Source organism: Sulfitobacter sp. THAF37 (assembly GCF_009363555.1).
GTDB lineage: Bacteria > Pseudomonadota > Alphaproteobacteria > Rhodobacterales > Rhodobacteraceae > Sulfitobacter.
Map to the genome: position 1 here is coordinate 2,631,042 of NZ_CP045372.1, position 13,865 is coordinate 2,644,906.

Sequence of the window (13,865 nt, forward strand, 5' to 3'; positions counted from 1 at the left end):
GGCAGTGCGGAGAGGACAGCCCGATGGTGCATCTGCAAAAGGGACGCTACACCGCGCGCTTGGCTGAGGGGCCAGCGGACGTGAAGGCGGCACAGCGGCTGCGCGCCTTCTGCTTTGGTCTGAAGGTGTCGCTGGACATCGACAGCTACGACAGCACCTGCACCCATGTCCTGATCGAGGACACCGCCACCGGAACGCTGGTCTGCTGCTATCGTCTGCTGACCCTGTGCGGGGCCGATCTGCCGCGCTGCTATGCCGCGCAGTTCTACGAACTCAGCGCATTGGAAACCTACGAGGGGCTGATGATGGAGCTGGGGCGGTTCTGCATCCACCCCGACTGGCGCGACCCGGATATCCAGCGCATCGCCTGGGCGGCGATGACCGACCTGGTCGATGCACAGAATGTGCAGTTGCTCTTTGGCTGCTCTTCCTTCGCGGGGACCGAGACGGCGGCCTATCTGGACGCCTTCGCCATGCTGCGCGCGCGGCACCTGGCACCGCCGCGATGGCTGCCCCGGGTCAAGGCGCCCGATGTCTTTCGCTTCGCCGCGCGGTTGCGGCGCAAGCCCGACCTGAAAAAGGCGATGCGCCGGATGCCGCCTTTGCTGCGGACCTACCTGATGATGGGGGGCTGGGTCAGCGACCATGCGGTGGTGGACCGGCAGATGAACACGTTGCACGTCTTTACCGGGCTTGAGATCGGGGCGATTCCAGCCGCCCGCAAGCGCCTCTTGCGGGCCTTGGTCTAGAGTATTTTCGGCATAAAGAAGCAGGGGCGATTGACCTTGGCACGGGGCAGGGATAGCAGCCGCATATGGCACGCGCACCCTTACTCCAGCTCAACGAAATCTCTCTCACCTTCGGGGGCGACCCGGTGTTCGAAGACCTGTCGCTGGTCGTGCACCCGGGCGACCGGGTGGCGCTGGTCGGGCGCAACGGGTCGGGTAAATCCACCCTGATGAAGGTCATGGCCGGGCTGGTCGAAGCGGACAGCGGCGATGTCACCGCGGGGCCGGGCGTTTCCGTCGGCTATATGGAGCAGGACCCGGACCTGAGCGGTTTCGACACGCTGGGCGACTTTGCGGCCCACGGGCTGGACCCCGGCGAGATGTACAAGGTCGAACGCGCGGGCGAGGGGCTGAAGTTCGACCCCGCACGCCCCGTCGCCACCGCCTCGGGCGGGGAACGCCGCCGCGCGGCACTGGCGCGGCTGATGGCGCAGGCACCTGAACTGATGCTGCTGGACGAGCCGACGAACCATCTGGACATCGAGGCGATCGGCTGGCTGGAAGAAGAGCTGCGGACCACCCGCACCGCCTTTGTCATCATCAGCCACGACCGCGCCTTCCTGCGCGCGCTGACCCGCGCGACCCTGTGGATCGACCGCGGCCAGGTGCGGCGGCAGGAAAAGGGCTTTGCCGATTTCGAAGCCTGGCGCGACCAGACCTGGGAAGAGGAGGACACCCAGCGTCACAAGCTCAACCGCAAGATCAAGGCAGAGGCCCGCTGGGCGGTCGAAGGCATCTCGGCCCGGCGCAAGCGCAACCAGGGCCGCGTGCGCGCGCTTCAGGACCTGCGCGCGGAACGGGCCAGCCAGATCAGGCGGCAGGGCACGGCGGCGATGGCGCTGGACGCAGGCCCCAAGTCGGGCCGCAAGGTGATCGAGGCCCGAGGGATCGCCAAGCGGTTCGACGACAAGGTGATCCTGCGGGACTTTTCGCTGACCGTGCAGCGTGGCGACCGGATTGCGCTGGTGGGTCCCAACGGCGTGGGCAAGACCACCCTGCTGAACATGATGATCGGCGCCGAACAGCCCGACGAAGGGACCGTCACGTTGGGCACCAATCTGGAACTGGCGCTGTTCGATCAGGCCCGCGCGCAGCTGGATGGCGACATGTCGCTGTGGGATTCGCTGACCGGCGACCCGGACATGCGCGTCGGCGGCAAGGCGGACCAGGTGCTGGTGCGCGGCCAGCCCAAGCATGTGGTGGGCTATCTCAAGGAGTTCCTCTTTGACGAGGCGCAGGCCCGCGCGCCGGTCCGGTCGCTGTCGGGCGGGGAACGCGCGCGGCTGTTGCTGGCCAAGCTGATGGCACGGCCTTCCAACCTGCTGGTGCTGGACGAACCGACAAACGACCTGGATGTCGAAACCCTCGACCTGTTGCAGGAACTGCTGGAGACCTACGACGGCACGGTCATTCTGGTCAGCCACGACCGCGATTTCCTGGACCGGGTTGCCGCCACCACCATCGCGATGGAGGGCGACGGGCGTGCCACCGTCTATGCGGGCGGCTGGACCGACTATCTGGCGCAACGCGGTCAGGACGACTTTGCCGAAAGCGTGGCAAAGGCCAAAGAGCCGCCCCGCCAGGACAAACCCGCCAAGGCCCCGAAAAAGGGTCTGAGCTTTACCGAAAAGCACCGGCTGGAGGCGCTGCCCGCAGAGATCGAGCGGCTGGAGGCCGAGATCGGCAAGCTGGAGGAGCTGCTGGCCGACCCCGAGCTGTTCACCCGCGAACCGGTGAAGTTCAACAAGGCGACCGAAGCCCTCGCAGCGCGTCAGGCAAAGCTGTCGGCCGCCGAAGAGGAATGGCTGACGCTGGAAGACAAGGCGGAAGCCTGATCCGCGCCGGTTGGCGCGGCGGAAGCGGAAACTGAAAGGATCGGATGATGGCTTGGGTACTTCTTGGACTGGCGGCGATCTTCGAGGTCGTGTTCGCGATGGGCATGAAAATGTCGGACGGGTTTACCAAACTCACGCCGACGCTGGTGACAATTGTCGGCATCGTGTTCGGCCTTTGGTTTCTTGCCCTCGCGATGAAACAGCTGCCGGTGTCTGTGGCGTATCCGGTCTGGACCGCGCTCGGCACCTTGGGGACGGTCGCCCTGGGGACCTTGCTGCTTGGGGAAACGATGACCCCGCTCAAGGTGGTTTCGGTGCTGGCCATCGTCGCGGGCGTGATCGGGCTCAAGGTGTCCTCGGGCTGATCAGAGAGGCCGGGCAGGGGCGCCCACCACGGTTTGGCCCGCCGCCACATCCCGGGTGACGACCGCACCTGCGCCCACGATCGCGGCATCGCCGATTGTCACCCCGGGCATGACGATGGACCCCGCGCCGATCCAGACCTGCCGGCCAAGTCTGACCGGCAAGGCGATTTCCACACCTGCCGCGCGCTTGACAGGGTCCTTGTGGTGCTGGGCACAAATCAGCTGGGCGCCGGAGCCGATCATCGTGTCATCGCCGATCTCGACCCGCGCGCTGTCCAGGATCGTGCAGTTCGCATTGATGTAGATGCGCGCGCCCAGATGGATGTGACAGCCGTAACTCGCGTGGAAGGGCGCTTCGACCAGGCAGTCCGGGCCATGTTCGGCAAAGAGCCCCTGCAGCGGCGGGCTCAGCGTCTCGCGCGCCTCTGGGGGGCGATGGTTATGGGCGTGGATCGCGCGCCGCGCCGTCTGGCGCAGCACCTCCAGTTCCGCATCAAGGCAGCGGTACCAGTCGCCCGCCGCCATCTTCTGCCGCTCGGTCCGCATCGTCCTCAGCGCATCCGCAGCGCGCCGTCCAGTCGGATCACCTCGCCGTTGAGATAGCCCATCTCAACGATGAAGCCGGCCAGCCGTCCGTATTCCGACGGATCGCCCAGCCGCGCGGGGTTGGGCACATCGGCGGCAAGGCCGGCCTGCACGTCCTCGGGCAGCCCCGCCAGCATCGGCGTGCGGAAAATGCCGGGCGCGATGGTCATCACGCGGATGCCGTCCTTGGCCAGGTCGCGTGCCATCGGCAGGGTCATGCCGACAATCCCGCCCTTTGAGGCTGCATAGGCCGCCTGGCCCTTCTGCCCGTCGAAGGCGGCGATGGAGGCGGTGTTGATGATCACACCGCGTGCGCCATCGGGTTCGGGGTCATTGCCTGCCATGGCCTGTGCCGCCAGCCGCGCGACGTTGAAGCTGCCTACGAGGTTGATGTCCACGGTGCGCTGGAAATCGCCCAGGGGGTGCGGGCCGTCGCGGCCCAGCGTCTTGATGCCAAGCGCGATCCCGGCGCAATTCACGGCGGCGGTGATCTTGCCCATCTTGTCAGTGGCCAGCGCGATGGCGGCCTTGACCGAGTCTTCATCCGTCACATCCGTTTCGGCGAAATGGCCGCCGATGTCCCGGGCCACCTGCGGCCCGCGCGTGGTGTCCCGGTCCAGCAGGGTCACTTGCGCGCCACGCTCGGCGAAATGACGGGCGGTGGCTTCGCCAAGGCCGGAGGCCCCCCCGGTGATGATTGCGGCGGTGGTGTCGAGCTGCATCTGGCCCTCCCGTGTATGCATTTGAACAGGTGTTCAGATGATCACGGCACCTGCGCGGGTGCAAGGGGCGGCGGGGGTCAGAACGGACGCCATCGCAGCCATGTGCCGCCCGTCGGTCGCGCCTGGGCGCCGCTGCGCAGCTTGAAGCGGTTCAGCCCCGGCGTGCGTGGGTCCAGCGGGCCAAGGTCGAGCGTCTGACAGCCCTGCGCAGCGAGCCAGTCGCAGGCGGCGTCGAGCAGCAGGTTGTGGGCGTGATGGCGACGCCCCGCGTCGGTGGTCTGGCCAATGTGATAGGTGGCGCCATTGCCGTGGCGCAGGAACAACATCCGCGCGATCGGCTGGCCCTTGTGCCGTGCGCTGAACACACGGGTCCGGTCAGGCGCGGCGGCGGCGAAGGCGCAGGTCAGCGCCAGCGGCCAGCCGTCATAGCCGCGTTCCGCCCGCTGACCCTGTTCCGCCCGCAGCAGGGGGTGCGACAGGTCGGGGGGAAGCGGCGCATCCGTCACCTCAAGCCCCGCGTCCTGTGCCCGGCGCCACCGATTGCGCCATTTCGGGTGCATCCGGGTCCGCCGATCCGCCGCGCTGCGGTCAAGCGGCAGGACCGCCATCATGCGCGACCCGGCAAGGCGCAGGGCACGCGGCATCTTGCAGGGGACCTCGGGCGACAGGATCAGCGGCAGGCGGCCCAGCCCTGCGGCGGCCAGCTGTCGAGACAGGTCCGGCGGTGGCACCGCACGGGGCAACATGGCTATGGGCACGCCCGCGACGGATCTGCGCAACACCATCAAACCGCCGGGCAGGATCACCGGCGGCAGACCCATCAGCTGCAGCGCCGCGGCAAAGGCGGGATATTGCATCAGGGGCTGCGACATGGGGGCGGCGTCTGCTTCACACATGACACCTTCTTGACCCGACAGGGTTAACAGCCGGTTACTGCCGACCGGAACTCCGTTGCAATGTCAGCCCAGCTGCACCAGCGCGTGCCGCTTTTTGCCCGCCGACAGCTTGATCGGGCTGGCCAGCGCGGCGGCATCCAGCATCATCCCCGCGTTGGTCAGCGGCTGATCGTCCAGCCGCGCGCCGTTCTCGGCGATCAGGCGCTTGGCCTCCTTGCCAGAGGAGGCAAGCCCCGATTTCACGATCAGCTGCACGATGGAGATGCCATCGCCCAGGTCCGCGGCCGAAAGCGTGAGGGTCGGCAGGTCGTCGCCCACGCCGCCCCGTTCGAACACCTCGCGCGACGTGGCCTCGGCGGCGGCGGCGGCCTCGGTGCCATGCAGCAATGCCGTCACCTCATTGGCGAGCCGGACCTTGGCCTCGTTGATCTCGGCCCCCGCAAGCGCGCCCATGCGGTCGCATTCCTCCACCGGCAACTCGGTGTAAAGCTTCAGGAACCGGCCCACATCCGCATCCGTGGTATTGCGCCAGAACTGCCAGAATTCGTAGGGCGACAGCATGTCGCCGTTAAGCCAGATCGCGCCGCCCTGGCTTTTGCCCATTTTGCGACCGTCCGACGTGGTCAGCAGCGGCGTCGTCAGGCCATAGACCTCGGCGTCGATCACGCGGCGCGTCAGGTCGATGCCGTTGACGATATTGCCCCACTGGTCGCTGCCGCCCATCTGCAGGATGCAGCCGTAGCGGCGGTTCAGTTCCATGAAGTCATAGGCCTGCAGAATCATGTAGTTGAATTCGAGAAAGGACAGGGATTGTTCCCGGTCCAGCCGCGATTTCACGCTTTCGAAGCTGAGCATCCGGTTGACGCTGAAATGCCGCCCGATGTCGCGCAGGAAATCGAGGTAATTCAGCCCGTCGAGCCATTCGGCGTTGTTGAGCATCAGCGCGTCGGTCGCGCCGTCGCCGTACGTCAGGTACTGGGCAAAAACGCGCCCCATGCCGTCGATATTGGCGTTGATCTGGTCGGGGCCCAGAAGCGGACGTTCGTCCGAGCGGAAGCTGGGATCGCCCACCTTGGTCGTGCCGCCGCCCATCAGGGTGATCGGCTTGTGACCCGATTTCTGCAGCCAGCGCAGCATCATGATGTTCAGCAGATGGCCCACGTGCAGGGACTTTGCCGTGGCGTCATAGCCGATATAGGCGGGTTGGGTGCCGGACATCAGTGCCTCGTCCAGCCCCTGGTAATCCGTGCAATCGGCCAGAAAGCCGCGTTCCATCATCGTGTGGATGAACTCCGATTTCGGATGGTAGGTCATGATCACTTGCCTCGGGCTGGGATTGCGGGGCATCTATAGGCCCAGCAGGATCAAAGGGAAAGACCCAGGGGCGGCAACATGGGCAGGGCCATCGGAAAAACGGGCGTGGTGACGGCGCTGGGGGCGATGTCGGGCACCTCGCTGGACGGGGTGGATGCGGCTGTGCTGCGGACCGACGGGCGGGCGATCAGTGCTTTCGGCAAGACCGGGTACCGGGCCTATACCGCCGGGGAACGCCGCACCATCGCCGCGGGGTTCGGCAAATGGCACGGGCCGGAGGTGGACGCCGCGGCACGGGTGGTCGAGGAGGCGCACCGCCTGCTGCTGGGTGAATTCGACGGGGTCGAGCTGATCGGCTTTCACGGTCAGACCCTGGCCCATGCGCCGCGCAGCCACGGGACTTTGCAGGTGGGTGACGGGGCGGCGCTGGCGCGCGATCTCGGCGTGCCGGTGGTCTGGGATTTCCGCAGCGCGGATGTGCATCTGGGCGGCGAGGGCGCACCGCTGGCGCCGTTCTTTCACCATGCCTGCGCGCGCTATGCGGGGCTGACCGGTCCGGTGGGGTTTCTGAACCTCGGCGGGGTCGGGAACCTGACCTGGGTGGATCCCGCGATCGAAGCGCCCGACGCACCGGGCGCGCTGCTGGCCTTTGACACCGGGCCTGCCAACGCGCCGCTCAACGATCTGATGCAGGCGCGGCTGGGCCAGGATTTCGACGAGGGCGGCAGGCTGGCCCGGCGCGGCACCGTGGAGACCGGCGCGCTGGAGCTGTTCCTGGCGGAGCCTTACTTCGCGCGGATGCCGCCCAAGTCCCTCGACCGCAACGATTTCGCCGAGATGGTGGCGCTGGTTGGCGAATTGTCGGATGCCGATGCCGCCGCGACACTGACCGCCATGTGTGCCGCGGGTGTGGCCGAAGCGATGCAGCATTGCCCGCGCCCGCCGGAGCGGGTGCTGGTCACTGGCGGGGGACGGCATAATCCGGTGCTGATGCAGATGCTCGGCGTATCGCTCGATTGTCCGGTGGTTGCCGTGGAGGAGGTGGGCCTCGACGGGGACATGCTGGAGGCGCAGGCCTTTGCGTTTCTCGCGGTGCGGGTGGCGCGGGGGCTGCCCACGTCCTGTCCGGGCACCACCGGCGTCCGTGCGGCGGTGGGGGGCGGGACGGTCAGCCTGCCGGGGCAGTCTGACGATGCGTGATCCGAATGCCTGCGCTGCGCGCAGACGACATTATTGGTTTTCGATTGTTGGTTTTCGCTGCGGGCCCACCATCCCAGGAAAGTCTGGCGCCACCCTTGATTGATCTCTTTCATGGCACCCTCCGCCCCGCTTCCCAAGCACAATAGCCGTATCCCCTTCGGGGGCCCTCGGCGATTGTGCTTGGCAATCCGGTCGGCTGGCGCCCTGACGTGCTCAAGCAAGGGCGGCGCCAGACCAGGGATGTCGAAACTCTAGCGGGGAATGTCGAAGCCGGGCGGTGCCAGGGTGAAGCCGTCGAAGGTGAAGCCGGGAGAGACGGTGCAGCTGACGAGCGTGTAGTCGCCGGTGCTGCGCGCGGCCTGCCAGTGGTTTTCCGGTACGATGATCTGCGGTGCGCCCTGGGCGAGATCCGGGGTCAGCAGATGGTCCTCGGCGGGGCCTGTGTCGGTTTCCGACAGCGACAGGATCAGCGGCGCGCCGGCGTGGTAGAGCCAGATCTCGGTCGCGTCGACCCGGTGCCAATGGCTGTGCTCGCCAGCCTTCAAGAGGAAGTAGATGCATGTGCCGGTGGGACGGCCGGCATTCTCTGCCACCCAGGTCTGGCGGAAATGGCCGCCTTCGGGATGTGGGGCCAGGTTGAGTTGTTTGATGATGTCGTCGGCGCGCATGGGTTCAGAGCCTAGACCCGGGGTGGTCCGTTTTCAACGCGCGATTTGGAGGCAGAGGTTTTATGCAATCGGAAAGGTGTTTTGGTAGTCCTATGAGATAATTATGAAATTTACAATATATGCGTGTTCGGCATGAAGCTGAACGATCCTCGGTTACGTATCTGGATATCTGGGGGCGTCAAAGGTGACGGAGAGGCTGTGTCGGATCGTTGCCAGCGGTGGCGGAGGCTCCGGCGTGGCTGCCGGGGTAGGCGGCAGTTCCGGTGTGACAGCCGGGGTTGGGGCGACCGTGGGCGGAAACTCCGGCGCGGTTACCGGTGCGGGGCAGTGACGGCGAAGATACCGCCACGGACGGCACGACGAATGAGGGCACCGACGGTCAGTCGTGCGCGGGAAGCGACAATCGCCGGTCCAATGTCGCGCGGCCAAACGCGGTAAATACCCTTTTTCAGCATGCGATCGGGGCGGTTGTCTGGTCCTCGGACGACGTGGCCCTGGGGTTCATCGAGCGGACTACGGCGGCGAACACCGGAAGGGCGCGGCCCGGCGCCGTATCAGAGGGTCAGTTCGAAATAGCAGATCTTGTCACGGGCGAATTGGGGGATGTGCTGATAGGGGCCGCGTTCGACAAAGCCCAGCGAAAGATAGAGCGCGCGGGCGGGGGCGAAGTTCCTGGAGGTGTCGAGCAGAACCCTGCGGAAGCCGTCCGCCCGCGCCTGGTCGATCAGTGCGGCACAGATTGCCCGGCCCGCTCCCGTGCCGCGGGCGGCTTCGGTGACGAAGACGCGCTTGATTTCGGTGGCGTCCCCACCCAGCGGATGCGACATGCCGCATCCGACCGGTTCACCGTCCTTGCGCGCGAGCAGGATGAACCCGGTGGGGCGCGCGTGTTCCTCCGCCAGCCGGTCCATCAGGTGCGCATATTGGTCTTCGGGATAGAATGTTTCGGTGATGACCCGCTCGTTCGGACCGTAGTTCAGAAGGTAGTCGCGATAGCCCCAGCAGAGCGCGCGAACCGCGTCGAGATCCGGGGCGCTGTCCACGGGGTGCAGGGCGAGGGATGGATCCGGCATCGGACCTCCGGCGATTTTTGGCGTTTTCGTCCGAACTCATACCAGCGTGACGCGTTGGGCGACAGAGACAAAGGAGCAGATACCATGAAGAGCACTCTCATCACCGCAACCACCCTTCTTGCCGCCAGCACGACCCTGGCCGCCGCACAGCAGCAAATGGACCCGTCCAATGTGATTTCGGCTGATCAGATCACCGATGGCCATGTGTACCGCATGGATGTGACGGAGGGCGACACGGTCTGGACTGACAACGCCAGCTATACCGAGGTGGACGCGAGCTGGAACCGTGTAGGCGACATCGAAGATGTGCTGTTCGACCGGAACGGTCAGATCGTCGGCGTGCTGGCAGAGATCGGCGGATTTCTGGATATCGGCGACCGGGACGTGATCCTGCCGCTGGAGAACGTGCGGTTCGCAGGCAGCGGTCAGACGATCCATTATGTGACCGACCTGACCGAAGAAGAGCTGAACAATCTGCCCGAGGTCGATGAAGACATGTGGGACGATTGATCACCGCCCAGCAGTAACGGAAAAGGGAGGGCAGTGTGCCCTCCCTTTTTTGATCGCCTGTCCTTTGGACGCGCGTCCTTCAAGCCTTTGCCACTGGCTCCGGATCATGCCGGAGCGATCTGCCAACGCGTGGATCGGCAGACGCGCGCACCGGGACGCCTGCGGCCTCTTCGGGCATCATTTCAGGATGCTGCGCCCCGCGTATTCGGCGGTTTCGCCCAGAGATTCCTCGATACGGATCAACTGGTTGTATTTCGCCAGGCGGTCGGACCGCGCGAGGCTGCCGGTCTTGATCTGGCCGCAGTTGGTCGCGACGGCGAGGTCGGCGATGGTGGCATCCTCGGTTTCGCCGGACCGGTGCGACATCACATTCGTGAAGCCTGCGCGATGCGCCATGTCCACGGCTTTGAGGGTTTCGGTCAGCGTGCCGATCTGGTTGACCTTGACCAGCATTGAATTGGCCGAGCCGCGCCTGATCCCTTCGGCGAGCCGGGCGGGGTTGGTCACGAAGAGGTCATCGCCCACCAGTTGCACCTTGTCGCCCAGCCGCGCGGTCAGGGCGGCCCAGCCGTCCCAGTCGTCTTCCGACATGCCGTCCTCGATAGAGATGATGGGGTAGTCCGCCACCAGCGCGGCAAGGTAGTCGACGTTTTCTTCCGAGCTCAGCTTCTTGCCTTCGCCAGCCAGGGTGTAGACGCCGGACTGGTAGTATTCCGTCGCGGCGCAGTCGAGCGCGAGGTACATGTCCTCGCCCGGTTTGTAGCCTGCTTTTTCGATGGATTTCAGAATGAAATCAAGGGCGTCGCGTGTGGAGTTGATGTTGGGTGCGAAGCCGCCTTCGTCACCGACGCCGGTGGCGAGGCCTGCGGCGGAGAGTTCCTTTTTCAACGTGTGGAACACCTCGGCCCCCATGCGCACCGCGTCGCGGATATTCTCTGCGGCGACCGGCATGATCATGAATTCCTGAATGTCGATCGGGTTGTCCGCATGTTCGCCGCCGTTGATGATGTTCATCATCGGGACCGGCAGGATGCGGGCCGAGGTGCCGCCGACATAGCGATAAAGCGGTTGGGTGCAGAAGTCCGCCGCCGCCTTGGCCGCCGCCAGCGACACGCCCAGGATGGCGTTGGCGCCCAGGCGGCTCTTGTTGTCGGTGCCATCGAGTTCGATCATCATCGCGTCGATCTCGACCTGTTCGGTCGCGTCGATGCCCACCAGCGCCTCGGCGATTTCGCCGTTCACGGCGGCGCAGGCTTCCAGCACACCCTTGCCCAGGTAGCGCGATTTGTCGCCGTCCCGGCGCTCGACCGCCTCGTAGGCACCCGTGGACGCACCCGAGGGCACGGCGGCGCGTCCCATGGTGCCATCTTCGAGGATCACGTCGACCTCGACCGTCGGGTTGCCCCGGCTGTCGAGAATTTCGCGGGCATGGATGTCGATGATCGTGCTCATGAGATGTCCTTGGGATGAATGACTTTGCGCGGGTTTTAGCGTCAAGGCGCCGGGATGGAAAGGCGGGTTTGCATGCCGGGACGGTGATCGGGGCGTCCCGTCCGCCTTCGCATCGCCGCGGCGGGAGAAGACGGGCAAACTCGCGCCGGATCCGAGGGCCCCGGGCAGGACCCACGCCGCCCCGATCCAAAGGCGCGGACATGTCATGCAAGACATGTCAAATTTGACATGTCAGCCATGACATGTCGTCCGTCAGAGGGGCTAGCGGTCGCACCATGAAGGGCAGGGCTGCCCATGTCTCTTCAACGGTGTGGTTACGGATCAGGGCAGCACGCCGATCTTGCGCTCGCGCCACACGGTGTAGATGCCTGAGAGCACGATCACCGCAGCCCCCGCCAGCGTCAGCGCATCGGGCCGTTCGCCAAAAACCGCCACGCCGATCACCAGGGCGAACAGCAGCCGCGCATAACGGAACGGCGTGACGAAACTGACCTCGCCCACCCGCATCGCCGCGACGATGGCGTAATAGGCCAGGATACCGATGCTTGTCCCCGACAGGAAATAGACCCATTGCACCCCGCGCGGCATGACGAATGCGGTGCCCTGGAACAGCATCAGCGTCACCCCGGCGGGAATCACCACCAGAAACCCGAGGAAACTCAGCTGCATGGTTGTGAACACGGCGGGTGTGCGCCGGGTAGCCAGGTCTCGCATTGTCAGGGCAAAAACCGCCCCTACCGCCAGCAGCGACAGGACCTCAAAGCTGTCCATGCCGGGCCGGATGATCACCAGCACGCCAAACAGCCCGACGCCGATCGCGCTCCACCTGCGCCAGCCCACCTTCTCGCCCAGAAACAGCGCCGCCCCCAGTGTGACCACCAGCGGCGTGGCCTGCAGGATCGCCGAGGCGCTGGAAATCGGCGTCAGTACGATGGCCGAGACAAAGCACATCGTCCCCAGGATCTCGCCCAGCCCGCGCAGGGCGATCGGCAGGTTCAGCATACTGCGGCTCAGCGGGCGGTTGCCCTGCGCCAGAACCACGCTGCCAAAGACCAGCGCCCCGCCCAGCCCGAGCATCGTCAGGATTTGCCCGACACTCAGCGTATCCGCCAAAAGCTTGATGAACATGTCCTCCAGCGCAAAGCCCAGCATGGACAACAGCATCAGCCCCGCACCGCGAAAGTTGTCCATGTGCCCCGTCCTTTGACTGCCTGCGGCACCGATGCCCGTTTTCAGGGCAAAGGACAAGGGAGCTATGGCAGCCGGGCGGGGCGGTTGATAGACAACCGGCATGCGCTGGCCTGATACCCCTTCCTCCCTCCTGGTGACCCTGTCCACGCTGGTCGTCGGCGGACTTGGGGCGGCGGCGGCCTGGGCCATGACCGCCCCGATCTTCATTCTGCTTGGCCCCGCGGTTGCGGTGTCGCTGGCGGGGCTCGGGGGGATGCGCAGCGGCGTGGATCCGCGCCTGCGCGACAGCTGTTTCGTGGTGCTGGGCATCGCGGTGGGCGCGGGTTTCGACCAGGACGCCCTGGGCGCGATGCTGCGCTGGCCGCTGGCCTTCCTGCTGATGGGCTGCGTGCTCTGGCTGGTCTTGGTCCTCAGCCGTGCGATCCTGACCCGCTTTTTCGGTTTCGATGGCCGCTCGGCCCTGCTGGCCGGGGCGCCGGGGCACCTGAGCTTCGTGATCGCCTTTGCCGCGGACAGCCGACTTGACGTCGCGCGGGTGTCGATCGTGCAATCGGTGCGCCTGTTGGCGCTGACGCTGGTGGTTCCTTACATCGCCATCCTGCTGGGCGTGGAGGTGTCAAGCACCATCGCCCCGCAGGGCGCGCGGATCGGTCTGGTCCCGCTGGCGGTGCTGGCCTGTGCCGCCGTGCTGCTGGGCCGTGTCCTGGCCCGGCTTTCGGTGCCCGCGCCGCTGCTCTTGGGGGGCATGGTCGCATCCGCCACGGCGCATCTGTCCGGGCTTGCCACCGGGGTCCTGCCGAACTGGCTGATCCAGCCCGCATATCTGGTTCTGGGTGCGCTGATCGGCACGCGGTTCTCCGGCGTGACGCCCGCGCAGCTGCTGCGGGGGCTGGGGGCGGGCCTGACCGTGACCGCCGTGGCCGCGGGGGCCGCCGTTCTGGGCGCGCTGCCGGTTGCGCTGGCGCTGGGGATCCCGCTGGCCCATGTCATGGTGGCCTTTGCCCCCGGCGGGCTTGAGACGATGATCGCCCTGGGCGTGGTGCTGGGCGTCGTGCCGGGCTTTGTCGCCGCCAGCCACATCGCGCGGTTGCTGATCCTGACGGTGCTGCTGCCCGCGATGCTGGGCCGGGACACGCGCCGCGCCGACCCCGCCCCCCCCCAGCACGAGCGGGGGAATTAGCGGCAGTGGTTCCGGCGCAGCAGCGAATGGGGCGCGGAAATCAGCCTTCCATCCAGCCGGCCCAGGGCGCCCCCGGTGGCGTGGTG

Annotated in this window: 14 protein-coding genes; 6 read left to right on the plus strand and 8 right to left on the minus strand. The window is 66.2% G+C overall.

Going from position 1 to position 13,865, the window contains the following annotated elements; all coding sequences use genetic code 11:
- Positions 1 to 23: 23 nt before the first annotated feature.
- From FIU94_RS12895 to FIU94_RS12905, 3 genes are all read left to right on the plus strand, one after another.
- A complete protein-coding gene (locus tag FIU94_RS12895; protein WP_152466173.1) occupies positions 24 to 749 on the plus strand; it encodes a GNAT family N-acetyltransferase in 726 nt (241 codons plus the stop codon).
- Positions 750 to 814: 65 nt separating this feature from the next.
- A complete protein-coding gene (locus tag FIU94_RS12900; protein ID WP_152466174.1) occupies positions 815 to 2,623 on the plus strand; it encodes an ABC-F family ATP-binding cassette domain-containing protein in 1,809 nt (602 codons plus the stop codon).
- A 47-nt stretch (positions 2,624 to 2,670) separates the two neighbouring features.
- Positions 2,671 to 2,988, plus strand: a complete 318-nt coding sequence (locus FIU94_RS12905; RefSeq protein WP_152466175.1) for a multidrug efflux SMR transporter — start codon at positions 2,671 to 2,673, stop codon at positions 2,986 to 2,988.
- Here FIU94_RS12905 and FIU94_RS12910 read toward each other — a convergent pair whose 3' ends face one another.
- From FIU94_RS12910 to tyrS, 4 genes are all read right to left on the minus strand, one after another.
- On the minus strand, positions 2,989 to 3,534 hold the full coding sequence (locus FIU94_RS12910; protein ID WP_152466176.1) for a sugar O-acetyltransferase: 546 nt from the start codon (positions 3,532 to 3,534) through the stop codon (positions 2,989 to 2,991).
- 5 nt (positions 3,535 to 3,539) lie between these two features.
- A complete protein-coding gene (locus FIU94_RS12915) occupies positions 3,540 to 4,295 on the minus strand; it encodes a 3-hydroxyacyl-CoA dehydrogenase (RefSeq protein WP_152466177.1) in 756 nt (251 codons plus the stop codon).
- Between the two features lie 77 nt (positions 4,296 to 4,372).
- Positions 4,373 to 5,191, minus strand: a complete 819-nt coding sequence (locus FIU94_RS12920) for a GNAT family N-acetyltransferase (RefSeq protein WP_152466178.1) — start codon at positions 5,189 to 5,191, stop codon at positions 4,373 to 4,375.
- Between the two features lie 63 nt (positions 5,192 to 5,254).
- Complete coding sequence (gene tyrS / locus FIU94_RS12925) at positions 5,255 to 6,505, minus strand: tyrosine--tRNA ligase (protein WP_152466179.1); 1,251 nt, start codon at positions 6,503 to 6,505, stop codon at positions 5,255 to 5,257.
- Positions 6,506 to 6,583: 78 nt separating this feature from the next.
- Between tyrS and FIU94_RS12930 the strand changes: the two genes are divergently transcribed.
- Positions 6,584 to 7,705 carry an anhydro-N-acetylmuramic acid kinase gene (locus FIU94_RS12930; RefSeq protein ID WP_152466180.1) on the plus strand — a complete coding sequence of 374 codons (1,122 nt, stop codon included), beginning with the start codon at positions 6,584 to 6,586 and terminating at the stop codon, positions 7,703 to 7,705.
- Positions 7,706 to 7,956: 251 nt separating this feature from the next.
- Here FIU94_RS12930 and FIU94_RS12935 read toward each other — a convergent pair whose 3' ends face one another.
- Positions 7,957 to 8,373 (minus strand): cupin domain-containing protein, encoded by a 417-nt coding sequence (locus tag FIU94_RS12935; protein ID WP_152466181.1) that lies wholly within the window; start codon positions 8,371 to 8,373, stop codon positions 7,957 to 7,959.
- 554 nt (positions 8,374 to 8,927) lie between these two features.
- Positions 8,928 to 9,446, minus strand: a complete 519-nt coding sequence (locus FIU94_RS12940; RefSeq protein ID WP_152466182.1) for a GNAT family N-acetyltransferase — start codon at positions 9,444 to 9,446, stop codon at positions 8,928 to 8,930.
- A gap of 84 nt (positions 9,447 to 9,530) precedes the next feature.
- Here FIU94_RS12940 and FIU94_RS12945 point away from each other — a divergent pair, with 84 nt between their 5' ends.
- Entirely contained in the window at positions 9,531 to 9,956 is a 426-nt protein-coding gene (locus tag FIU94_RS12945; protein ID WP_152466183.1) for a PRC-barrel domain-containing protein, read from the plus strand.
- A gap of 177 nt (positions 9,957 to 10,133) precedes the next feature.
- On the opposite strand, the gene eno is transcribed toward FIU94_RS12945, so the two are convergent.
- Together eno and FIU94_RS12955 are read right to left on the minus strand one after the other, a co-directional pair.
- The gene (gene eno, locus FIU94_RS12950) at positions 10,134 to 11,408 is read right to left on the minus strand and encodes a phosphopyruvate hydratase (protein ID WP_152466184.1); all 1,275 of its coding nucleotides are present in this window, start codon (positions 11,406 to 11,408) and stop codon (positions 10,134 to 10,136) included.
- A 321-nt stretch (positions 11,409 to 11,729) separates the two neighbouring features.
- Positions 11,730 to 12,599, minus strand: coding sequence for a DMT family transporter (locus FIU94_RS12955; protein WP_152466185.1), 870 nt, complete (start codon positions 12,597 to 12,599; stop codon positions 11,730 to 11,732).
- 100 nt (positions 12,600 to 12,699) lie between these two features.
- On the opposite strand from FIU94_RS12955, the gene FIU94_RS12960 reads away from it, so the two are divergent.
- Positions 12,700 to 13,779 carry an AbrB family transcriptional regulator gene (locus FIU94_RS12960; protein ID WP_152466186.1) on the plus strand — a complete coding sequence of 360 codons (1,080 nt, stop codon included), beginning with the start codon at positions 12,700 to 12,702 and terminating at the stop codon, positions 13,777 to 13,779.
- Positions 13,780 to 13,865: the final 86 nt, after the last annotated feature.